16 protein-coding genes are annotated in these 22,127 nt (G+C 68.1%); 5 read left to right on the top strand and 11 right to left on the bottom strand.

Annotated features, from left to right (window positions below):
- Positions 1–48 precede the first annotated feature (48 nt).
- From IWX75_RS05820 to IWX75_RS05810, 3 genes are all read left to right on the top strand, one after another.
- Positions 49–3,237: an efflux RND transporter permease subunit gene (locus IWX75_RS05820; RefSeq protein WP_196821273.1), complete on the top strand. Its 3,189-nt coding sequence runs from the start codon at positions 49–51 to the stop codon at positions 3,235–3,237.
- A gap of 147 nt (positions 3,238–3,384) precedes the next feature.
- Entirely contained in the window at positions 3,385–3,843 is a 459-nt protein-coding gene (locus tag IWX75_RS05815) for a MarR family winged helix-turn-helix transcriptional regulator (protein WP_196821272.1), read from the top strand.
- A 64-nt stretch (positions 3,844–3,907) separates the two neighbouring features.
- Entirely contained in the window at positions 3,908–4,828 is a 921-nt protein-coding gene (locus tag IWX75_RS05810) for an oxidoreductase (protein ID WP_196821271.1), read from the top strand.
- Here the strand turns inward: IWX75_RS05810 and IWX75_RS05805 are convergent.
- The 6 genes from IWX75_RS05805 to IWX75_RS05780 are packed head-to-tail and all read right to left on the bottom strand — an operon-like array spanning position 4,816 to position 11,328.
- Complete coding sequence (locus IWX75_RS05805) at positions 4,816–5,583, bottom strand: hypothetical protein (RefSeq protein ID WP_196821270.1); 768 nt, start codon at positions 5,581–5,583, stop codon at positions 4,816–4,818. The two genes, IWX75_RS05810 and IWX75_RS05805, sit on opposite strands and share 13 nt — an antisense overlap.
- Before the next feature lie 4 nt (positions 5,584–5,587).
- Complete coding sequence (locus tag IWX75_RS05800) at positions 5,588–6,766, bottom strand: cysteine desulfurase family protein (RefSeq protein WP_196821269.1); 1,179 nt, start codon at positions 6,764–6,766, stop codon at positions 5,588–5,590.
- The gene (gene nadC / locus IWX75_RS05795; RefSeq protein ID WP_196821268.1) at positions 6,763–7,683 is read right to left on the bottom strand and encodes a carboxylating nicotinate-nucleotide diphosphorylase; all 921 of its coding nucleotides are present in this window, start codon (positions 7,681–7,683) and stop codon (positions 6,763–6,765) included. The genes IWX75_RS05800 and nadC overlap by 4 nt, the downstream gene beginning before the upstream one ends.
- The gene (nadB, locus tag IWX75_RS05790) at positions 7,680–9,290 is read right to left on the bottom strand and encodes an L-aspartate oxidase (protein WP_196821267.1); all 1,611 of its coding nucleotides are present in this window, start codon (positions 9,288–9,290) and stop codon (positions 7,680–7,682) included. Before nadB ends, nadC begins: the two co-directional genes overlap by 4 nt.
- The gene (gene nadA / locus IWX75_RS05785; RefSeq protein ID WP_196821266.1) at positions 9,287–10,576 is read right to left on the bottom strand and encodes a quinolinate synthase NadA; all 1,290 of its coding nucleotides are present in this window, start codon (positions 10,574–10,576) and stop codon (positions 9,287–9,289) included. Before nadA ends, nadB begins: the two co-directional genes overlap by 4 nt.
- Complete coding sequence (locus tag IWX75_RS05780) at positions 10,573–11,328, bottom strand: NUDIX hydrolase (RefSeq protein WP_196821265.1); 756 nt, start codon at positions 11,326–11,328, stop codon at positions 10,573–10,575. Before IWX75_RS05780 ends, nadA begins: the two co-directional genes overlap by 4 nt.
- A 470-nt stretch (positions 11,329–11,798) precedes the next feature.
- Here IWX75_RS05780 and IWX75_RS05775 point away from each other — a divergent pair, with 470 nt between their 5' ends.
- Complete coding sequence (locus tag IWX75_RS05775) at positions 11,799–12,605, top strand: alpha/beta fold hydrolase (RefSeq protein ID WP_196821264.1); 807 nt, start codon at positions 11,799–11,801, stop codon at positions 12,603–12,605.
- A gap of 151 nt (positions 12,606–12,756) precedes the next feature.
- Complete coding sequence (locus IWX75_RS05770) at positions 12,757–13,782, top strand: serine/threonine-protein kinase (RefSeq protein WP_196821263.1); 1,026 nt, start codon at positions 12,757–12,759, stop codon at positions 13,780–13,782.
- Between the two features lie 77 nt (positions 13,783–13,859).
- Here IWX75_RS05770 and IWX75_RS05765 read toward each other — a convergent pair whose 3' ends face one another.
- From IWX75_RS05765 to IWX75_RS05745, 5 genes are all read right to left on the bottom strand, one after another.
- Entirely contained in the window at positions 13,860–15,188 is a 1,329-nt protein-coding gene (locus IWX75_RS05765) for an MFS transporter (protein ID WP_196821262.1), read from the bottom strand.
- Between the two features lie 87 nt (positions 15,189–15,275).
- Positions 15,276–16,592: an MFS transporter gene (locus tag IWX75_RS05760; protein ID WP_196821261.1), complete on the bottom strand. Its 1,317-nt coding sequence runs from the start codon at positions 16,590–16,592 to the stop codon at positions 15,276–15,278.
- 73 nt (positions 16,593–16,665) lie between these two features.
- Positions 16,666–19,815 carry an AAA family ATPase gene (locus IWX75_RS05755; RefSeq protein WP_196821260.1) on the bottom strand — a complete coding sequence of 1,050 codons (3,150 nt, stop codon included), beginning with the start codon at positions 19,813–19,815 and terminating at the stop codon, positions 16,666–16,668.
- Between the two features lie 16 nt (positions 19,816–19,831).
- Positions 19,832–20,995: an exonuclease SbcCD subunit D gene (locus tag IWX75_RS05750; RefSeq protein WP_196821259.1), complete on the bottom strand. Its 1,164-nt coding sequence runs from the start codon at positions 20,993–20,995 to the stop codon at positions 19,832–19,834.
- A 51-nt stretch (positions 20,996–21,046) separates the two neighbouring features.
- On the bottom strand, positions 21,047–22,117 hold the full coding sequence (locus IWX75_RS05745) for an aquaporin (RefSeq protein WP_196821258.1): 1,071 nt from the start codon (positions 22,115–22,117) through the stop codon (positions 21,047–21,049).
- Positions 22,118–22,127: the final 10 nt, after the last annotated feature.

Raw genomic sequence — 22,127 nt, 5'->3', positions numbered from 1 at the left:
CCGGCTGTCCCGGCTCGCCAGGCACCCGTCAGCACCGAAGGCAGGTCCATGTTCCGCTTGGCGCACCTCTCCCTGGGCAACCGGGCGCTGATCGCCCTCATCACCGTCCTCGCGTCGGTCTTCGGTGTCATCACCCTGGGCTCGCTCAAGCAGGAGCTCATCCCCTCGCTCGAGTTCCCGCAGATCACCGTGATCTCCTCGGTGCCCGGCGCCTCCCCCGAGTACCTCGACAAGCAGGTCAGCAGCCCCCTGGAGAGCGCCCTGAGCGGCGTCGAGGGACTCGAGTCGTCATCGGCCACTTCGCGCACCGGCGTGTCCAGCGTGAGCCTCGTCTTCGTCTACGGCACCAACCTCGACCGGGCCCGGGCCCAGGTGGACCGCGCCATTTCCACCGTCCGGCCGCTGCTGCCCGACGACGTCGAACCCCAGGCCCTCGCCGGGAGCATCAGCGACCTTCCGATCGTCTTCATGGCCGTCTCCTCGGACCGTACGCTCAGTGAGCTGAACGGTGAGCTCGCCCGGTTGACGGTGCCGAGGCTGCAGAAGATCGAGGGGGTGCGGACGGCGGAGATCACGGGCGGTACGAGCCAGCACGTATCGATCCTGCCCCGCGCCGGGCAGCTCGCGGCAGCCGGGCTCACGGTGGCGGACCTCGCCGACACCCTCGAGAACAACGGTGCCCTGTTCCCCGTCGGAACCCTCGAGGAGGACGAGCGGTCGCTGACCATCCAGGCGGGCAGCCCGGTGGGTTCACTCGATGACCTCCGCGCCCTTCCGGTGCTTCCCGGCGATGCCGGGGCCTCGGGCACGGCGCAGGGAACGCCTGTCACCATCGGCGGCGTTGCCGACGTTTCCCTCGCCGACGACGAAGCGACCTCGGTCACGCGCACCAACGGCGTCGAGACCCTGGCCCTCACCGTCACCAAGGTGCCCGACGGCGACACGGTGGAAATCTCGCAGCAGGTCACCGAACTGATCCCGAGCCTCGAGACCGAGCTCGGCGACGCCGCGGACATCACCGTGGTGTTCGACCAGGCTCCGTTCATCGAACGCTCCATCGACGACCTCACCACCGAGGGCCTCCTGGGGCTGGGTTTCGCGGTGCTGATCATCCTGGTCTTCCTGCTCTCCGTCCGCTCCACGCTCGTGACGGCCATCTCCATTCCGCTGTCCCTGCTCATCACCTTCATCGGCCTGTATGCGGCCGGGTACTCACTCAACATCCTGACGCTGGGTGCACTCACGATCGCCATCGGCCGCGTGGTGGACGACTCCATCGTGGTCATCGAGAACATCAAGCGGCACCTGGGCTACGGCGAGGAGAAGCGCTCCGCGATCCTGACGGCGGTGCGCGAAGTGGCGGGAGCCATCACCGCCTCGACCCTCACCACCGTCGCGGTGTTCGCGCCCATCGCATTCGTCGGAGGGCTGGCCGGTGAGCTGTTCCGGCCGTTCGCCGTGACCACCGGCATCGCGCTGCTGGCCTCCCTCGCCGTGTCACTCACGATCATTCCGGTGCTTGCCTACTGGTTCCTGCCGAGGAAGCAATCGGCGCCCGGTCGGGGCCGGGCACGCCATGCCAGGGCTGGAAGGGCAGGCGGAACGGCAGCAGCGGAGGCGGGAAGCCAGCAGGCCGCCGTCGACCCTGTGGCGGAGGCCCACCGCCGCGAGCAGCGCTCCTGGCTGCAGCGGGGCTACCTCCCCCTGCTGCACGGCACGCAGCGGCACCCGGTCTGGACGCTGACGGCCGGCCTCGCCGTCCTCGGGGCCACAGCCGCGATGGTCCCGTTCCTCCCGACCAACCTGCTGGGCGGCACCGGCCAGAACAGTTTCAGCGTGACGCAGACCCTCGAGGCGGGATCGAGCCTCGACACGACGACGACGGCCGCCGCCCGGACCGAGGAGGTCCTGGCCGGTACGCCCGAGGTGCGGGACGTGCAGCTCACGGTGGGCAACGCCCAGGGTGCCTTCGCCCAGTTCTCCCAGGGAGCCTCGGTGGCCACCTTCACCGTGATCACCGAGGAGGACGCGGACCAGGAGGCGCTGCAGGACAGCGTGAGGGCGCAACTCGGGGAACTCGACGACGCCGGGACGTTCTCCCTATCGAGCCAGCAGGGCGGCTTCGGCACCTCGAGCACCATCGACATCGACATCACGGCACCGGCCGGGGAGGATCTCCAGGCAGCGAGCGACGCCGTGGTGGCCGGTATGCAGGGGATCGACGGCGCAGGGGAGGTCTCGAGCAACCTCTCCGCCGCGCAGCCTCAGGTGCAGATCGATGTCGACCGCGCGGCCGCTGTGGACGCCGGACTGAGTGAGGGGCAGATCGCCGGGCTGCTGGGCAGCAGCATCAGCCCCGTCCCTGCGGGTTCGCTCCGGCTCGATGCCACCGACTACCCGGTGCTGATCGGCGAGGGGACGGCCATCACCAGCCTGGCGCAGCTCCAGGGGCTCACCCTCCCGACGCCTGCAGGTCCGGTACCGCTGACCGACGTGGCGAGCGTGGCGGAGGTGCAGGTGCCGCTCTCTGTCACGAGTTCCAACGGCGAGCGCACCGCGCGTATCTCCATCACACCGTCGGGCGATGACCTTGGCTCCCTCACCGCAGCGGTGACCGAACGGCTCGAGGGAATCGGGCTTCCCCCGGGTGCCACCGCCACGCTCGGCGGTGCCGCAGAGCAGCAGACCGAGTCCTTCGACCAGCTGTTCCTTGCCCTGTGGGCCGCGGTGGCGATCGTGTACGTGATCATGGTGGCGACGTTCAAGAGCCTCGTCCAACCGTTGATCCTGCTCGTCTCCATCCCCTTCGCAGCCACCGGTGCCATCGCACTCCTGCTGGTCACGGGCATTCCGCTCGGGTTGCCCTCGCTGATCGGCATGCTCATGCTCGTGGGGATCGTGGTCACGAATGCGATCGTCCTGATCGACCTCATCAACCAGTACCGTCTGCCGCACGATGGTGAGCCGGGCATGCCGGTGCGCGAGGCGATCATCCAGGGGGCCCGCCAGCGCCTGAGGCCCATCCTGATGACCGCGCTGGCCACCGTGTTCGCCCTGACTCCCCTGGCGCTCGGGCTCACGGGTGAGGGTGGCTTCATCTCCCAGCCACTCGCCGTCGTCGTGATCGGCGGCCTGGTCTCCTCCACCGCGCTCACGCTGATCCTGGTGCCCGTGCTGTACCGGCTGGTGGAGGGGCGCCGGGAGGACCGTGCGCTCCGGAAGCTCCGGGAGGAATAGTCTTCGGTCGGCACTCCCTGGAATGAATGGGCTTTCCGATGTCCGGAGGCAGGGCGGAACAATGCCGGCGCCGCCGGAGTTGGAAAGTAGAGTGGATGCAATTGCATCTACTGCGCTGCAGTGACCCATCCCGGCAGGAGACCGACCATGCTTACCGACCCGCCACCCGTCCGGCTGACCTCCGAAGCCTGGGAGTCGCTGTTCCGGGCGCAGGTCACCGTGATGAGGCGACTGAGGCAGGACCCTGCCTTCCGGCAGTTGGCGATCGGCGAGTACGACGTCCTGTTCAACCTCACCCGGTGCCCCTCCGGGTGGACGCGGCTCAACGAACTGAACGGGCACCTGCTCATCAGCCAGCCGAGCCTGAGCCGGATGATCGATCGCCTGGAGGCCAAGGGCCTGGTGGCGCGGCGCGCTGCCGAAGCGGACCAGCGGGGCGTGGAGGTAGCGCTGACCGACGAGGGCAGGGACCTGCAGCACAGCATCGGCAGCGCACACGTGCAGCGCATCCAGGAGGTGCTCGGCCCCGTCCTCAGCAGTGAGGAACTCGAACAGTTGCGCTTACTGACGGGAAAAATCACCCAGGCAGTGGAGCAGCAGCACTGATCCTTCGTTTCACCCCGAAGAACCGCACCGAAGATCCGCCCCGAAACCGAAAGGCACTTCCCGCATGAGCCCCTTCACCGCAAATTCCATTCCCGACCAGACCGGCCGGACGATCGTCATCACCGGAGCGAACAGCGGCATCGGCCACCAGGCGGCCACGGCCCTGGCCCGCAAGGGAGCGCACGTGGTACTCGCTTGCCGGGACGAGGGACGGGGGCGCGACGCCGAGAAGCGGATCCGCTCCCTCAGCGGCAGCAGCACGGTGGAACTGCGGCTCCTCGATCTCTCGAGCCTGGCTTCCGTACGGCGGTTCGCTGACGAATGGACGAAACCGCTGGATGTGCTCATCAACAACGCCGGTGTCATGGCCACTCCGCGGAAAGTCACCGAGGACGGGTTCGAGCAGCAGTTCGGGATCAACCACCTGGGGCACTTCGCGCTGACCGGCCTGCTGCTGGAGCACCTTCAGGAGGCGGAGGCGCCGCGGGTGGTGTCGGTGTCGAGCCTTGCGCACAAGCGGGGCCGGATCAACTTCGCAGACCTCCAGTCGACGAAACGCTACCGTCGCTGGTCCGCCTACCAGCAGAGCAAGGTCGCGAACCTGTACTTCATGATCGAACTCGACCGCCGCGCCCGTGCGGCCGGCTGGCCCCTCGCCTCGGTTGCCGCGCATCCAGGACTTGCCAACACCAACCTCACAGCCGGGATGAACCTGCCGACGGCGCTCGACGCCTTCGGCGTCTTCTTCAAACTTCTGAGCCAGTCCGATGCCGCGGGCGCCATTCCCGTGCTCTACGCTGCCACCGCACCTGATGTCCAGGGCGGCGACTACTACGGACCGGACGGCCCGGGTGAGACCCGTGGTAACGCGACGCTCGTGGCGCCGTCGTCCCGGGTCCTGGATCGGGACACCGCCACCCGGCTGTGGAATCGGAGCGCCGAGCTCACGGGTGTCAGCTACGCGAACCTGCCTCAGCCCGCCTGAGGCGCAAACTGCAGCGAGGCGATGACCTGCCGCGTCACCGCGAATTCCGGTGAGTCGAAGTAGGTTTGGGCCTCGCTGATGGTGCCGAAGGTGACGTTCTGCGGGCCGGTGTTCGCCGGAGCCTTCGGCACGAGCACCTCGAGGTCCCCGAAGCTGACGCGCCCGAGGGAATTGTCCGCCAGCACGGTGTTGGTGAGCGCGCAGGCCACGCCGTCGGCGCCCCCCACCTGATCAGTGATGCCGTAGGAGCTGAAGAACCGGAACCCCTGGATGATCCGCATCACGAGACGCGGTTCGATGATGTCTGCGGCGTCGGGGGGCGCGGAGATACTCAACGGCTCGCTGCCGAGGACGTAGTAGGGGGTGAGGTCGGAGGCGGGGCAGGGCGGCTCCTCGGTCTGGATTCCCGTATGGAGTTCGGCCGCCGTGGTTCCGGCCGGCGTACGCACCGCGTAATGCACCGAATCCGCCGCATACACGCCGGGACCGGGTTCGATCGGCTGGACCACCCAGTCGGCCGGCAGTTCGAAGCTGAGGAGCCTGAGCGGATCGGTGAAGACCTTCCAGCCCTCGCGTGCCTCGCGGGGAGGTACTGTCACTTCCGGGGCGGTGGAGGTCGCGACGGCGGATGGCGCCCCGGCGGTCGGACCGGCGTCCGGGGACCCTTCATCGCCGTTCGAACAGCCGGTGAGCAGCAGGGCCGCGGCGCTGAACACTGCCAGAGCCCTGCACCGGAGCGGTTTCGCGGAAGTCATGCCGTCAGTGTAGATGGGCCGGCGCCGGGGCGGCGGGCGGAACGCTCCGCAGGTTCCGGATTTTGCGCACGGCGGCGACGACGGCGCGCGCCGCCGTCTTCAGGTCCTCCCCGGGCGTGTCGCGGGTCCAGGACAACCGGAGGGCGCTCTGGGCTGTCCCTGGATCGATGCCCAGCGCCAGCAGCACGGCGGACGGCTCATCCGACCCCGCGGCACACGCGGAACCGCTCGATGCGACGACGCCGAGACGCTCGAGCTCCAGGAGGACCGCTTCACCGCTGACGCCCGGGAAGCAGAACGAGGCGAGACCCGGGAGGCGCTGGGTATGGTGCCCTGTCAGCCGGGCGTCCGGCGCGTGCTCGAGTACGTGGGAGATGAGCACGTCCCGGTGGACCGTCGCCGCACGGGCCGCGTCGGGCAAGGCTGCCTGCGCCAGGTCGAGTGCGGCTGCCAGTGCTGCGGCGCCGCCCACGTTCTCGGTGCCAGAGCGGCGCCCGCGCTCCTGGCCGCCGCCGTGCAGCACGGGTTCGAGGGGAATCCTTCCCCTGCAGAAGAGCGCTCCGATCCCTTTCGGCGCGCCCAGCTTATGCCCCGAAATGCTGAGGGCGTCCACTCCGAGGGCTCCGACGTCGAGCGGCAACCAGCCAGCCGCCTGCACGGCGTCGCTATGGAAGTACACACCCGCGGCGGCGCACACCGCCGCCAGCTCGGCGAGGGGCTGGACCGTGCCCACCTCGTTGTTCGCGTACATGATGCTGCACAGCGTGGTGTCCGGGGTGAGCACCTCCTTCAGCGCAGCGGGCGGCACGATTCCCTCGGCCGTGACAGGGACGACGGAGACCCGGAAGCCGTGGACGCGCGCGAGGTACTCGAGCGGGCCGGACACTGCTGCGTGCTCGATGGGGCTCGTGACGATGTGCCGGCCGCGGGGGGCCGCGAGCGCGATCCCCTTGAGGGCGAGGTTGTTCGACTCGGTGCCGCCCGAGGTGAAGGTGATTTCCGACGGCCGGCAGGAAAGGAGCCGTGCGACGGTGCGGCGTGCTTCGTCCAGCGCGATGGCTGCCGCTTCCCCCGGTGCATGGTGACTCGAGGGGTTCCCGAAGTTCGAGGTCAGCAGCGGCCACAGTGCCTCGAGTGCTGCGCGCTGGGGAGGGGCGGTCGCGGCGGCGTCGAGGTAGATCATCTGTTCGGGGTGAAGTCGAGGCCGAGGTCGAGGGCCCGCGCACTGTGGGTCAGGGCGCCCGAGGAAATCACGTCCACGCCCGTTCGCGCGATGGCGGCGATCGTCTCGAGGCGGACGTTGCCGCTGGCCTCCACCAGTGCACGGCCGTTGATCTGCGCCACTCCCGCCATGAGGTCCTGGAGGGAGAAGTTGTCGAGCAGGATGGTGTCCACGCCTGCGGCGAGGACGGGAGCGATCTGGTCGAGGCGGTCCACCTCCACCTCGAAATGCACTGTGTGAGGCAGGCGTGCACGTGCTTCGCGTAGACGCTCCGTGAGGGCAGCGGGTCCGTCCGCCGACAGCAACGCAAGGTGGTTGTCCTTGGCCATCACGGCATCGGAGAGGCTGAACCGGTGGTTGAAGCCGCCGCCGCAGCGAACGGCGAAGCGCTCCAGGACGCGGAGTCCAGGGGTGGTCTTCCGGGTATCGGCCACCCGGGCGTCGGTGCCCTGCACAGCCTCGACGAAATCCCGGGTCAAAGTGGCGATGCCGCAGAGCCGCTGGATGAGGTTCAGGGCGGAGCGCTCCGCGGTAAGGATGGCCGCAGCCGGGCCGTCGAGAGTGGCGAGGACGGTTCCGGGGCCGAAGGATTCGCCGTCGCGCACTGCCATCCGCACCTCGATCGATGGATCGGTGAGGCGAAACGCCGCCTCGAGAATCGAGGCACCGCAGAAGATCCCCGCCTCACGCGCGGTGATCGAACCGCTGGCACACAACCCGTCCGGCACGAGTACCTGGCAGGTGATGTCACCCCACGGCGCATCCTCGTCGAGGGCCGAGGCCACGATGCGGTCCACCACGGCGGCTGGAGGAGGTTGCAGCAGGGGTCCGGGCGCACCACCGACGGGATGTCCGAAACGATACCGGGCTTCGGTCATGGGGCCACTCCTGCTGCTGGGTCCGAGAAGGCCATGGAGTTGCCGGACCCTACCGGCTTCCCGGATCCTTCGGGCACTGAACGTCGGTTCGAAGCGGAGTCCGGTTCATCGGAGCGGTAATGGGCGCCCCTTGATGCGGTCCTCGCTGCCGCGGCGTGCACCACCAGGCGTGCGGCGAGGAGGAGGTTACCCTGCTCACGGTCCGCCACGGAGGAGCCGGCAATCCCGAACTGCGCGAGCTGCTTGGCAGCGATCCGCAGGCCGCCTCCGTCCCGGACCACGCCGGCGTGGTCGGACATCAGGCGTTGCAGCTCCGAGCGGGTGAACACCTGCTCCACGCCGGAGCCGCCGAGATCGAGGGGCGTCGAGGCGAAGACCGGCCAGGAGGCCGGAGCCGAAAGGTCCGCCGCGGCCCTCGCACCGAAGACCAGACCTTCGAGCAGCGAGTTCGACGCGAGCCGGTTGGCTCCGTGGACGCCGGTGCAGGCAACCTCCCCCACCGCATACAACCCTGGCAACGAAGTGCGGCCCGACGTGTCGGTCTGCACGCCGCCCATCCAGTAATGAGCTGCCGGCACCACGGGAATCGGCTCCGCCGACCAGTCCAGCCCGTGTCCCCGGGTGAGCGCAGTCAGGGTGGGGAAGCGGCGCTCGAGGAAGGCACGGCCCAGCCCGGTCGCGTCGAGGAACACCCGCGCCTCCCCCGTGGCTGCCAGATGGCGGGCGATGCTCCGGGACACGATGTCGCGGGGCGCCAGGTCGCCGGCGTCGGAGAAGTACTGAAGAAACCGTTTCCCCGACGCGTCGACGAGCCTGGCCCCTTCCCCGCGGACAGCCTCGGAGATGAGCGGATGACCCGGGACATCCAACGCCGTGGGATGGAACTGGAAGAACTCGGCGTCGGCCACCACCGCTCCCGCACGCCAGGCGAGTGCGACGCCGTCGGCCGTGGCCACTGAAGGGTTCGTCGTGTGTTCGAACAGCTGGCCGGCCCCGCCCGTAGCCAACACGACGGCGTCGGCCTGGATGACCGACGCGGGACCGGTGCCGGTGCCGGGGATGAACTCGACGCCGGCGGCGCGGCATCCGGAACCGTCCCAGGTGCGCAGGATGCGGGTGACGAACGCATGTTCGGTCACGTCGATAGCGTCGTCGGCCCGGACGGCAGGAATGAGCCCGGAGGCGAGTCCCGCGCCGGAGGCGTCGCCGCCGATCCGCAGGATCCGTGGTGCGGAATGGGCGGCCTCGCGCCCGACGGCGGGCCGCCCGCCGTCGACGTCGAACGGCACTCCGAGTTCCTCCAACCGGGTGATGTGCCGTGGAGCCTCCTCGCACATCAGCGTGACGGCATCCTCGGCGCAGAGCCCCGCGCCGGCGGCAAGAGTGTCTGCAATGTGCGCGCCGATGCTGTCAGGGCCGGCAGTGCCCGGGAGGACGGCTGCGATACCGCCCTGCGCGTACCAGGTATTGCTCTCCTCGATCTTCCTTTTCGTCAGCAGCGTCACGCGCACGCGGGGGTTCAGCGCGCGGAGGGTGAGCGCCGTGTACAGTCCTGCGGCGCCACCGCCCACCACCACGACGCGCTGCGCCTGCGCAGCCTGTCTCACGGCTGCACCGCAAGCATGCGTGTCAGGGCGATCCGGGACGGACCCGCGACGTCGTCGGGGACGGTGATGCGGTTCAGCACCTCGCCGCGCACCAGCGCCTCGAGCACCCAGGCAAGGTACCCGGGATGGATCCGGTACATCGTCGAGCAGGGGCAGATCACCGGATCAAGGCAGAAGATGGTGTGCTCGGGGTGCTGTGCCGCGAGCCGGTTGACCATGTTGATCTCGGTCCCGACGGCGAAGACGCTTCCAGGGGCGGCCGCAGCGATGGCTTTCCGGATGTAGTCGGTCGACCCTGCCTCGTCGGCGGCATCGACGACGGCCATGGGGCATTCGGGGTGCACGATGACGCGGACTCCCGGGTGTTCGTTCCGCGCCTGTTCGATCTGTTCGACGGTGAAGCGCTTGTGGACGGAACAGAATCCATGCCAGAGGATCACCTGCGATTCCAACAGGGTCTGCTCGTCACTACCACCCAGAGGCTTGCGCGGATTCCACATCGGCATGTGCTCGAGGGCCACGCCCATGGCCTTGGCCGTGTTGCGCCCGAGGTGCTGATCCGGGAAGAACAGGACGCGCTGCCCGCGCTCGAAGGCCCAGCCGAGGACGGCCGCGGCGTTGGACGAGGTGCAGACGATGCCGCCGTTCCTGCCGCAGAAACCCTTCAGCGCCGCCGACGAGTTCATGTAGGTGACGGGAATCACCGGAACGCGGCCGGCGGCGTCGGGCTCCGTTCCGAACAGTTCCGCAAGCTGTTCCCAGCACTCGGTGACGGAGTCGATGTCCGCCATGTCGGCCATGGAGCAGCCCGCCGCGAGGTTGGGAAGGATCACGGACTGCGCCGGCAGCGACAGCAGATCCGCAGTCTCGGCCATGAAATGGACGCCGCAGAAGATGATGGCTTCAGCCGCCGTGCGCTCGGTTGCCGCGCGGGCGAGTTGGTAGCTGTCCCCGACGAAGTCGGCGTACTTCACCACCTCGTCGCGCTGGTAGAAGTGCCCGAGGATCACCGCCCTGTCGCCCAGGTCCTCCTTGGCGGCGAGGATCCGCGCGTCGAGTTCCTCCTCCGACGCCGTACGGTATTCCGCGGGCAATTCGCCCTGGCGGGGGGTCGCGGCGGGAGCGCTGTCCGCCATCGATGCGCCGGGACCGTATTCGGGAAGCGGCGCGGCGTCGAACGCCCAGGGGGCTGATGCAAGCGCCGGGGAGCAGGTGCGTGCGGTTCCTGCGGAACGCTCGGCATCGCGGCGTGTGACGAGCTGGATTGCGGTGTTGACCGAGGTCATGGGTTTCTCCCTGTATTGACCGGAGCGGGTGTGCCGACTGGGGTGTTCGCTGCTGTTCCAGCGGTGGCCGGTGATTGCGGGCCGAGGTAGCGGTAGAGGCGCGGCGGCCGGTGGCGGCCACCCTGCTGGAATTCTTCGGTTGGTGCGATATCCGGAGCGGCGCGCAGATGGCGCCGGAAATTCGCCGGATCCAGCTCGAGGCCCAGCACCGCCTCGTAGACCTCGCGTACCTGAGCGAGCGTGAATCTGTCACCCAGGAAGTGGTAGGCGATGGACCCGTAGGCCATCTTGTTCCGAAGCCGCCACAGCGCGTAGTCGACGATCTCGTTGTGGTCGAAAGCCAACGGCTCGAGGGAGTCTGCACGGAACCACCGGACGTTCTCGGACTCACGGGCATGGTGGGCCTCGTCGGGCTGCACGAGGGCCCAGTACACGATCGACACCAGGCGCTGCGTCGCCGCCCGGTCCACGCCGCCGAAGGCATACAGCTGCTCGAGGTAGCGCGGAGCGAGCCCGGTGGTGTCGGAGAGGTTCCGCCCGGCGGCGTCCTGGAGCGACTCATGGCTGGCCAGGGGCCCGCCCGGAAGCGCCCATTTCCCGCGGTGCGGCTGGCGGATGCGCCGGACCAGTGGCAGCCAGAGCTCGGGGCGGCCCGAGTCCGGGTCGTGCCGCAGGGCGAAGATCACGGTGGAGATCGCGAGCGACGGCGGCTGGAGTTCCCGTTCGGAGACATTCGCCGAGGAGAAAGCCATGGCAGATCCCTCCCGGCATCAGCATCGTCGGTGAGTTATGGTCGGAGTGACTATTACTCATCCTCGACTATAGCCCATGCCGTGGCACATGCCGCCGGCGATCCGCTCGATGGCGTCGGGCGCGGAGTCGCCGACGCAGCTATCCTGGACTCGTCATCCGGTAGTACGCCGCGGGGTTGCGTCGCCTCGGAGTGGTGACTAGGATCACAGGTGCCGGTTCGAAGCTGGCCCGGCGGCGGGGATGTGTTCAACGGAGCACACGTTCCTGCCGTCTCCACCCGAGGTAGGGCTTCTGGAGAGCCGGTCTCTTTCCTCCTCCGCCCCATCGACCATCCCTGAGCGCATTGCTGAGTCCGGAGCGACTCCAGAACCGGGAATTCCCGAGCCCTCGATGGACGGATCGCGTGCAATGGGTAGTGTAGTAGTCCGCGGCCGCCGGGCCGTTGGACGATGCACGGGAGGGGCAGGCCATGGGACGGCACAGCGATCATCTGGTGGAGGGCACCGACCCGCAGCTGTCGGTGGAACTGCACCCCGCTCCGGCCGGCAGCGAATTGCGCCCTGTCCTCCTTCTGCACGGCTTCGCCTCGTCCTCGCGCCTCAACTGGGAGGACACGGGCTGGGTGCGGTACCTCAACGACGCCGGCAGGAGCGTCATCACCGTCGACCTGCCGGGTCACGGCGGAAGTGCGGCGCCGGAGGAACGCGACGCGTACTCCCCCAGCCGGATGCGCGCGGACCTGCTCCAGATTCTCCAGGACCAGGGAGTCCTGCCGCTGACGGACGGGAAGTCGGCATCAGGGGTGGACATCATCGGGTACTCGCTCGGCGCCCGTCTCGCCTGGGAGTTCGGGGCCACCCAGCCCGAGCTCGTCCACCGCATGGTGCTGGGTGGGCCCGGCGTCGAGGATCCCCTGGCCGAGTTCGACCTGGAAGCCGCCCAGCAGTTCATCGCCGACGGGGCACCGATCGCGGACACCTCGACAGCCAATCTGCTGCGGATGGCCCGGCTCGTCCCCTCCAACAACGTCTTTGCACTGCTCACCATGGTGGAAGCCGTCAAGGGTGAGCCATTCGTGCCTACCGAGGCCGTGCCGAAGGTCCCGCTCCTCCTGGTGGCCGGGGACCAGGACGAATTCGCCCGGTCAGCGCCGGAGCTTGCCGCACTGGCTCCCCGCGCAACGCTCGAATGGCTGCCGGGGCGTACCCATTCCAACGCCATCACTTCCCGCGGTTTCAAGGCAGCCGCCGTTCGATTCCTCGCAGAAGAGGCTTGACAGGACACGAAGCGGCATTAAGTTTTGGTAAAGTCGATCTGCCGAGGGGCAGGCGCCGGGCGGAAGCGCGCTATAATCGGAACTGATCAGTAGGCTTACCTTTGATCCAGCGGTCTCACTCTTTCCACATTCTGCTTCCAGGAGAACACCCATGGATGTGCTCCTCGCCGAGCGGTACCAGACCACGACCCTTCTGGGCGTCGGTGGCGCCGCCTCTGTATACCGGGCGGTGGATCGGAACCTGTGCCGCGACGTCGCCATCAAGATCTTCAATCCCACAACCTCCGACGACGACGACTACCGGCGTCAGCACACCGAGACCATGCTCCTCTCCACGCTGAACCATCCGGGGCTCGTCACCCTCCATGACGCCGGCATGTACGAGGACGCCGACGGACGCGCCTCCGGCTTTCTGGTCATGGAGCTCATCGACGGCGAGGATCTCCGCAAACTACTGAAGAAGGGGCCTCTACAGGCGGCCGAAGTGGCACAGGTGGGAGCCGATCTTGCCGATGCTCTCGCCTATATCCATGCACAGGGAGTAGTGCACCGGGACGTCAAGCCCGCGAACATCCTGATGTTCCACTCCGGCGACAACGACACCCGCATGTACCCGAAGCTCACCGACTTCGGAATCGCAAGGATGGTCGATGCCACCATGGCGACGGCCACCGGGGCCACGATCGGAACCGCCAACTACCTGAGCCCGGAGCAGGCCCAGGGCGGCGCGGTCGACGGAAGCAGTGACATCTATTCGCTGGGACTCGTGCTCCTGGAGTGCCTCACGGGTGAGAAGGCCTTTCCCGGCCCCATCGTCGAGGCTGCCCTCGCACGCCTGCTCCGCGATCCCGGGGTTCCGCTGTGGCTGGGGCCCGACTGGGTGGAGCTGTTGACGCTCATGACGGCACGGAATCCGCTCGAGCGGCCAAGCGCGCACGACGTCGCGCTCCTGCTTCGGACCCATTCCGACGACGGCTCCGGGTTCTCGATCGTCGGCCTGCCCGCGGAGTCGGCGCCGGCAGCGGCTCCCATCGTCCGCCATTCACCATTGTCGGGACTGCCGGGCGATGCCGGAACCACCGGAGGAATCCCGACGGGCGGCATGATCACCGGAGGCGTCACTACCGGAAACGTCCATATCCCGGCCCCGCCTTCCCAGGCGCCGAGCCTGGGCTAGCTGGAACCGAACGGCCGTTGCAGCATCCCGAGGACTCCGGGTGCTGCAACGACCGTCGGGAACCGGCGAAGGCGGTCCTAGTGCTCCGAGACACCCAACGGGGCGCCCTTGGTCTCGCGGACCATCGACACGCCGATGAATGAGATAGCGCAGAGAACCATGATGTAGATGGCGACTGCGCCCGACCACTCGTAGGTCTTGAGCAGGAGCTGCGCCACCGTGGCGGCGAACGCTCCGCCGAGGATCGCCCCGAGTGCGTAGCCGATGGAGATGCCGGAGTACCGGACCGCTGCCGGGAACATCTCGGCGTACATGGCCGACATCGGCCCGTAGGACAGTCCGAGGCCGATCGTCAGGACGAACAGGCCGACGCCGTACAGCACGATGTCACCCGTATCGACGAGCATGAAGAGCGGCAGCATCCAGACGAAGATCAGCGCGTAGCCCAGCTGGAACGTTCGGACCCGTCCGATGCGATCAGAGAGCCATCCGCCCACCATGGTGAAGATCAGCCAGCCGAAGGACGCGAGAGTCGTGGCCAGCAGGACCGGAACCAGCGGCATTTCCAGGGTTCCCGTCGCGTAGGAGATGAAGAACGCGATCACCAGGTAGCCTGCTGCGTTGTTACCGATGAAGATGACGGCAGCGAGAAGCACTTCGCGCGTGTTCTTCCGGAACAGCTCCCGCAACGGCGCCTTGCTCTCAGCCTTGCGTGCGGCGAGTTCCTTGAAGACAGGGCTTTCGCTGACGGCTCGGCGGATCAGGTAGCCCACGACGATCAGGACCACGGACAGCAGGAAGGGCACCCGCCATCCCCACTCGAGGAACTGGTCCTCAGGGATAGCGGTCCGGAGCGCGAGAAGGGTTCCGGTCGCAAGGATCATGCCGATCGGCACGCCGATCTGCGGGTAGGCACCGAAGATGCCCCTCTTGCTCAGTGGAGCGTGCTCCACCGACATGAGGGCCGCTCCGCCCCACTCGCCTCCGGCTGAGAAGCCCTGGACGATCCGCAGGAGGATCAGCAGGACCGGGGCCCAGGCTCCGATCTGCGCGTACGTCGGCAGCAGGCCGATCAACGCCGTGGCTGCACCCATCAGGACCAGCGTGGCGACGAGGACGGACTTCCTGCCGAAGCGGTCACCGAGGTGACCTGCAACGATGGCTCCGAGGGGCCGGAACAGGAAACTGATGCCGATCAGCGAGAAGGCGAGCACCTGGGCAAGTCCGGGGTCCGAGTCCCTCAGCGGCGTCAGGAACAGCGCCGACAGCACGGTGGCGGTCAGCTGCGCGAAGATGAAAAAGTCATACCATTCGATGGTCGTGCCCACGAGGGTGCCCGCGAGGACGCGGCGCTCCTCCGGCGATGTACGGTGCGCGGTACCCTGCGCGACGGTTGAAGACGTCATTGTCACTCCAGATGGACGGAACTGATTTACCGACAGAACGTTCGGTTACTGTGAGCGAAATCATACCCCCTGGCGGGCCTTCCTGCGCTATCCGTCAGCCTCCGCGGACGGCAGCCCGCCACTTGGCCGTTCCTCCGCACGGAGGATTCTCGTGCTTCCCAACCCGAGAACGAGGAGCGCGAAGGCTGCGCACAGCGGCACCAGTAATGCCTGCGTGGGGTCCGCGCCGTCGGCGAGAAGCCCGGCCAAGGACGATCCGAGGGCCGTGCCCGCGACGATCCCGCTGGCGAGGAGTGTCATGACCGTGCCCATGAGGTGTTTCGGGGCAACGACGGAGCCGATGCTGAAGATGGTCACCATGGTGGGACCCACCGGAATGCCGAGCAGGAACAGGACCAGCAGCATGGATGCGATGGTCTGCGGAAGGAACAGCAGAGCCGCCAGGGCGACCATCCCGCCGGCAGAGGCGATCCATCTCCGGTGGTGGGAGAAGGACTGCCGCCAGTACGCTACCGACAGTGCGGCGGCTGCGGAACTCAGTCCCATCACCGCGTACAGCAGTCCGGCTGAGGTGGAAGCCCCGAATTGGCCTGCAAAGGCGATGAGGGCGGCCTGGGTGGAACCGAAGAACGTCCCCATCGCCACCATTCCCGCGACCGGCAGCGCGACGAGTTTCCATCGCACGGCAGGAACCTGGCCGGTTCCGTTGCTTCCTCCGACTGAACGCCGACCGGGCTCGAGGAGCGCGGACGTCGGATGGACGGCGAAAGCGATCACCAGAACGACGGTCAGCACCGCAGCCAGGGTGAGCGGCAGCCACGGAGCGATAAGGCTCGCCAACAGGCCCACGAGCGCCGGACCCATCACGAAGGTGAGTTCGTCCGCCGTGCTCTCGTAGGACAACGCCGTATCGAGATCGGATGCAGGCCTGTCCCTGGTCAACGCCATCCAGCGGACACGGGCCAGCGGTCCGATCTGCGGGCAGGTGAATCCCATGGAGAACGCGGAAACCAGCACCAGGACCAGGGCGCCACCGGAGAACCCGGGCACCGAATAGGTTGAGGCGACGACAAGGGCGATCGCGAGGGTGTTGAGGAGCGCGGCAGTGATCAGGACCGGACGCTGTCCGAGACGGTCCGCAAGGAATCCGAGGACCGGGGCCCCGAGGGCCGACCCGATGCCTACTGCCCCGGCGGCGAAGCCCCCCACGGCATAGGAGCCGCTGGCGGAGGTCGCAAGGGTCAGGGCTCCGACAGTGAGCATCGCCAGCGGGAGCCGGGCGAAAAGGCCGATGGGGAGGAAAGACCGTCCCGCGAGCTTCGGCAGCACTTCGAAGCGGCCGAGCCTGCTTTTCCTGGCTGAGGTGACGGGTGCCGTTTCCGGCGTATCTGGAGTCTTGTACATTCTTCTTCCGGGTACTGTTCAGGCGCGCATCGTCCCTCCTCCCGATGCGCCCAACCCGGTAACGCTTCCGATTTTACACGCCCTGGTGTTGCTCCACGTACTTCAGGGTGGAGCCCTGACGGCCCTTGACGACCTGCAACTGCGCGGGAACCCGCTGCTTCAGCTCGGCGACGTGGCTGACCAGCCCCACCACCCGACCTCCACTGCGCAGCCCCTCGAGCGCATCCATGACCTGCTCGAGTGCCTGGTCATCGAGCGAACCGAAGCCCTCATCGACGAAGAGGGTCTCGATGTCGAGACCTCCCGCCTCCTGCTGGACGACGTCGGCGAGGCCGAGTGCCATGGCCAGCGACGCCATGAAGGACTCTCCGCCCGAAAGCGTGGAGGTGTCCCTCCGATTGCCCGTCCACCCGTCGATGACGTTCAGCCCGAGGCCCGAACGCTTGTTCCCCGCACGAGCGTCGCTGTGGACGAGCGCATACCGGCCGTCGGACATGGCGAGCAGCCGCTCGGTGGCGGCCTCCGCAACCTGTTCCAGCCGGGACGCCAGGACATACGTACTCAGGGACATCTTGTAGGCGTTCTCGCCTCCTCCCCGGGCGCAGTCCGCCACCGAAGAGATCAGGAGGTGCTCTTCGCGCAGCGGCACCGCCACCTCTTCCTGCCGGTGAAGTAGCGTGCGGTAGGTCCTGATCTGGAGGACCGACTGATCGAGCAGCTGGGCTGCTACGGCAGCGTCCCCGGCCTGCCCGACGAGGAGCCCGTGCGCCGTGGTCGCGGCGTCCAGCTCGTCCGGCACGGGTGCGGGGAGCCCTTTCTCCTCGTCCGCCAGGGCGGAGCGGACTGCGGCGTCCTCCTCCTCGATCGCCAGGCGGTGTCCGGCGCCGTCGTACCGACGGATGGCTTCGCCGTGGGTTTCGACTGTCCGCAACGGGAGAAGCGCGGCGCGCGCTTCGTCCCTCCCGGAAAAGATCGACGCTTCGAGAACACCCTCGAGCGTCCGGTCGACCTTCTCCAGACGCAGTCCGGTCCGCGCTGCTGATTCGAGGGATTCCTGCGCGCCGGCCAGCAGGGCGGAGCTTTCCGCGACGGCGTCTACCCGGTCCCGAAGGCTTGGGAAATCACCCCGGAAGCCCTCGAGCCGTTGGGACAGCTCGGTTCCCTGTGCCTGCAGGCTGGAGACGCGCGCCGCCGCATCAGCCGCACCCTGACGGTCCAGCTCGAGCTCTGCGGCGACCTGCTGCTCCTTGTCCTGCAACTGAACGACGTCGGCGCAGACCTGTGCGTACTGCCGGGCAGCCTCCTGCGCCTCCCTGAGCCGGTCTCGGGCACGCTCCGTCCCGCTGCGGGCCTCGTCGATGGAGCCCGTCCCTCCCTGTGCCGCCAGGCGCGTCGTCTCCGTGCCGGCGGCGTCGCGCTCGACCCGTACCTCGCCCAACCGCTGCTCGGCTGCTGACTGCGCCTCGCGCGCCAACTGCTCCTCACTGTGGGTCACCCGCACGGTGCCGTGGGACTCGGCCGGCCGGGGATGTTCGGTGCTGCCGCACACCGCACATCCTTCGCCGTCGATCAGTTGGGAGGCGAGTTCGACTGCCGACTGCTCGAGGCGCAACTGCAGCTTCGAGAGCCAGGACTCCTTGAGCTCCAGGTGTTCCCGGAGCGCGGCCTCATAGGCCGCCTCCGCAGCAACCCGCCGCTGTTCGGCGGCTTCGTGGTCGCGAATGACCTCCTCGACGGCTGCGGCCGCCTCGAGTTCCCTGTTCCGGTTCTCCGTGCCGCGGGCAACCTCCCCCAGTGCCTGTGCCCGTTCCTCCGAGAGCTTCCTCGAGCTTTGCAGCTCCTCGGCCCGGCGGACGGCTTCCCGTTCCCTGTCGCGGAGGCGCTCCACGTCGGCGGCAGCGTTTTCGCGGTCGCGGCGCATCGCCGTGAGCCGGTCCTCGTCGGGCAGCGCTGCCCGCAGCACGCCGGCTTCGGCGGACGCTTCCATGCCCGCTGCTGCCAGTCGAGCGGGGGTCAGCAGATCCGTGGGCACCTTCTCTGGTTCTCCCTTGCGGAGATATGCCCACACCGGCCCGTTGTCCTCCAGTGCAGCCAGAGCCGCGGCTTTCGCTTCCTGCGCTGCGCCGTGTTCCTCGGCGGCTTCCTCCACGGCCCGTAGCTCACCCTCGAGCAGCCGGACAGCCTGGTGCCGCTCCAGCGCCAGGCGGAGTGCCAGAACCTCGCTCCGCTCGCCGTCGTGCTTTCGTTGCGCTTCCCGCAGTCGGTCAAGGGCGACAGCGCCGGCCCGGCGCGTCTGGAGACGGGCAAGGCAGGCAGCGCCGTCATCGAGTGCCTGCGACAGCGCCTGCTTCTCGCTGTGGGCCTCCCGGCACCGGACCTCGAGCAGCTCGAGGAGCCGCTGCACCTGCAGCAGGGCCGGCTCATCGGCGACATCCGGTCGTTCTCCTGCAGCAACCTCCGGCTGGCGGACAGACCCCTCAGCCGCGGATTCGGGAGAGTCGCGAGAAACAGAATCGGGAGAAACAGCGTCGGGCAGCTCGAGGGAGACGCCGTGGCGGGCTGCCTCGTCGACAGCCCGCCTCAGCGTGTGATGCTGCTCGGCTTCCGCGGCGGCGAGGGCCGACGCAGCGGCCCGTGCCTTCTCCGTCAACAGCACCTCGAGGTTCTCGAACCGGTCCGTCGAGAAGAGCCGCTGCAGGAGTGCCCCGCGCGATTTCGCATCGGAGTGCAGGAATGCGGCGAACTCCCCCTGCGGCAGCATCACCACCCGGGTGAACTGCTCCTTGTCCATGCCGAGCAGTGCCTGGAGCTCACCGGCGGCCTCGTCGTTGCGGCTCGACTTCTGGACCCAGACCTCCCCCACCAGTTCACTCAGCAGGGTTCGCGCCTGCTCGGTGGTTGTCCCATCGCCCCGTTTCGAGGGCCGGTCCCACTGCGGCGAACGTTCCACCCGGAACCGGCGGTTGGCCACCGTGAATTCGAGCTCCACCTCCGGGGAAAGGCCCACCGGGGCATGATCACTCCGCAACCGCTTGGCCGCATTCCGGGTACCAGGGAGTGAACCGTACAGCGCGAAACAGATGGCATCGAGCACGCTCGATTTTCCCGCACCCGTAGGTCCGTTGAGCAGGAACAGCCCCTGGGCGGCGAGCGCGTCGAAATCGACGCTCTGCTTCTCGGCGAACGGCCCGAAGGCCTGGATGGAGAGGGAATGGAGCCTCATGGAAGGTGTCCGCCTCTCAGCGTTCCGCCGCGGAGCTGAGGGCCGCGTCGATGGTGGTGTCGATGAGTGCCCGTTCTTCCGGTGACGCCTGCCGGCCCCGAACGTGTTCGAGGAAACCGCAACAGATGCCGGTGTCATCCTTGGCGTCCGCGATTCGCTGGCTGTACGTCCGGGTGTCCTCGGCCGGCTTCCCCTCGGGGGCGAAGACGAGGACGAGAGTCTCGGGAAAGCGTTCGCGCAACCGGTCCATGGCCCGCGGTGGGCGCTCGGGATCGGTCAGCGTCACCTGGCAGTAGGCGGCCTCGGCCCAGACCAGGCTTTCATCACTCAGGAGGTGGTCGAGGCGTCCTTCCAGCACGGCGAGCTGCTTGGGTGCCGGCCAGTGGACGGGGGTGATTCCTCCGAGGCCGGCTGCGGAGAATTCCACGAGCCAGGCCCCCTTCGTCTGCCTCGCTTCGGAGAAGGAATAGGGCAAAGGCGAGCCCGAGTATCTCACCGTGGGGGTCAGTTGCTGCTGGCCGTGGAGGTGCCCCAGGGCCGTGTAGTCGAACCGTTCGAAGAGGCTGAGCGGCACCGCCCCCAGTCCGCCGAGGGCCAGTTCCCGTTCACTGTCCGAACTGGTGCCGCCGCTCGCGAAGGTGTGCGCCATCACCAGCGAGTGGACGGTCCCCGAACGCCGCCGCCGTCGAAGATCGGCGTCAATCAGGTCAAGCGCCGCCTCCGTGACTGCTGCGTGGGTGGGCCGCTCGGCGTCGAGTGCGGTTGCGACGATCCGTGGCTCCAGGTACGGCACCCCATAGATAGCAAGCTCCGCTCCCGGACCGAGGGGCAGCAGCACCGGGCGGGCAAGATCCTCGAGACGGGTGCGCAGATGCACGCCGCCGCGTTCGAGGATCCTGCCTCCGAACCCCAACCGGGTGGCGGAATCATGGTTGCCACTGGAGATGATGACCTGCGCTCCGGCGGCGGTCAGGCGCTCCAGCGCGTCGTCGAAGAGTTCGACGACATCCACCCCCGGGAGGGCGCGGTCGTAGACGTCGCCAGCAATGAGGACGACGTCGACGTCCGATTCCCTCACCGTCTTCTCGAGGTTGTCGAGAAAGATGCGCTGCGCGGCGAGGGTCCCGGTGCCGTGGAACGACCGGCCGAGGTGCCAGTCGGAAGTGTGGAGTAACCGCATGGTCAGAACCTACCTCGCTGGTCGGACAATCAGGGACGGCGCGTCGCGGGCCTACCTGCCGGCCTTCTCGAACGAGGGGTCATCGCCGTCGCGCCGGGCGGCAGCCGCGTTGACGGTAGCTCCGGCGACGTTGACGTTGTCGTTGCGTGCGGCGTCGTTGTGTGCGGTGTCAGTGCCGGCGGTGTCGTGTGCGGTGTCGTTGTCGGCGGCGTCGTCGTCCTGGTCGAAGAACGACCGCGACCCCGACGACGAGGTGTCGGCCGGGGACGCGGTGGAGGTCTCGGCCGAGGACATGGCGTTGGGGGCGGCCGGGGACGCGGATGCGGTCACCACAGTGGCGTCAGCGGGAGGTGCGGTCTCCTCGGACGACATGTCCGCGCTCCGGTAGATCAGGCCGGCGAGGACCGCTCCGACCACCGGCGCCGCCCAGAAGAGCCACAACTGCTCGAGGGCCCAACCCTCGGAGAAGATGGCTACCGCCGTCGAACGAGCGGGGTTCATCGAGCCGTTGGTGATCGGCAGCAGCACCGTCAGCAGGGCGGCATAGGTCAGGCCGACGGCGAAAGGTGCCACCGCCCTGTTAGCGAGGCGCGCCGTCGCGCCAAGGAACACCGCAACGAGAAGTGCCGTGGCCACCACTTCAGCGAGGAACGAACTCGCAAGGGGGAACTGTACGGCCGAATGGTCGTCGAAGCCGTTCGCGCCGACAGAGAACAGCGTCGTCGAGGCGGGCAGCTGGTCGTTGGCGCTGAGGATCAGCCACAGGAGGCCGGCTGCCGCCACCGCTCCGAGGACCTGAGCCACGATGTAGGGAACCACCGAGCGCCATGGCGTCCTGCCGGCAACGGCTGAACCAAGGGTGACGGCCGGAATGAAATGTCCGCCGGACACATGTCCGAACGCGATCATCGCCGCCAGCAGGCCGAACCCGAAAGCAAGGACGGGGGCAATGCCGGCGTCGGTGTTCAGGGTCGTGACGCCGATTCCCGCCAGGACGACGAGGAAGGACCCGGCTCCCTCGGCCGCCGACCTCGCTCCCAGCCCGTAGGTGCGGGACGAAACCGGGGCGTCGCCTTCCCGGCGCGGTTCGGCGGACAGGGCGTGCGGCAGTTCGTGCGACATGAAGGAGAGT

It is taken from the genome of Arthrobacter sp. CAN_A6 (genome assembly GCF_015751715.1).
Classification (GTDB): Bacteria; Actinomycetota; Actinomycetes; order Actinomycetales; family Micrococcaceae; genus Arthrobacter_D.
This window is presented reverse-complemented; position numbering and strand designations above follow the sequence as displayed.

What these genes read in the sequence shown, in the direction of transcription:
- IWX75_RS05820 (WP_196821273.1), top strand. Translation starts at nt 49, where the DNA reads ATGTTCCGCTTGGCGCACCTCTCCCTGGGCAACCGGGCGCTGATCGCC.
- IWX75_RS05815 (WP_196821272.1), top strand. Translation starts at nt 3,385, where the DNA reads ATGCTTACCGACCCGCCACCCGTCCGGCTGACCTCCGAAGCCTGGGAG.
- IWX75_RS05810 (WP_196821271.1), top strand. Translation starts at nt 3,908, where the DNA reads ATGAGCCCCTTCACCGCAAATTCCATTCCCGACCAGACCGGCCGGACG.
- IWX75_RS05805 (WP_196821270.1), bottom strand. Translation starts at nt 5,583, where the DNA reads ATGACTTCCGCGAAACCGCTCCGGTGCAGGGCTCTGGCAGTGTTCAGC.
- IWX75_RS05800 (WP_196821269.1), bottom strand. Translation starts at nt 6,766, where the DNA reads ATGATCTACCTCGACGCCGCCGCGACCGCCCCTCCCCAGCGCGCAGCA.
- nadC (WP_196821268.1), bottom strand. Translation starts at nt 7,683, where the DNA reads ATGACCGAAGCCCGGTATCGTTTCGGACATCCCGTCGGTGGTGCGCCC.
- nadA (WP_196821266.1), bottom strand. Translation starts at nt 10,576, where the DNA reads ATGACCTCGGTCAACACCGCAATCCAGCTCGTCACACGCCGCGATGCC.
- IWX75_RS05780 (WP_196821265.1), bottom strand. Translation starts at nt 11,328, where the DNA reads ATGGCTTTCTCCTCGGCGAATGTCTCCGAACGGGAACTCCAGCCGCCG.
- IWX75_RS05775 (WP_196821264.1), top strand. Translation starts at nt 11,799, where the DNA reads ATGGGACGGCACAGCGATCATCTGGTGGAGGGCACCGACCCGCAGCTG.
- IWX75_RS05770 (WP_196821263.1), top strand. Translation starts at nt 12,757, where the DNA reads ATGGATGTGCTCCTCGCCGAGCGGTACCAGACCACGACCCTTCTGGGC.
- IWX75_RS05765 (WP_196821262.1), bottom strand. Translation starts at nt 15,188, where the DNA reads ATGACGTCTTCAACCGTCGCGCAGGGTACCGCGCACCGTACATCGCCG.
- IWX75_RS05760 (WP_196821261.1), bottom strand. Translation starts at nt 16,592, where the DNA reads ATGTACAAGACTCCAGATACGCCGGAAACGGCACCCGTCACCTCAGCC.
- IWX75_RS05755 (WP_196821260.1), bottom strand. Translation starts at nt 19,815, where the DNA reads ATGAGGCTCCATTCCCTCTCCATCCAGGCCTTCGGGCCGTTCGCCGAG.
- IWX75_RS05750 (WP_196821259.1), bottom strand. Translation starts at nt 20,995, where the DNA reads ATGCGGTTACTCCACACTTCCGACTGGCACCTCGGCCGGTCGTTCCAC.
- IWX75_RS05745 (WP_196821258.1), bottom strand. Translation starts at nt 22,117, where the DNA reads ATGTCGCACGAACTGCCGCACGCCCTGTCCGCCGAACCGCGCCGGGAA.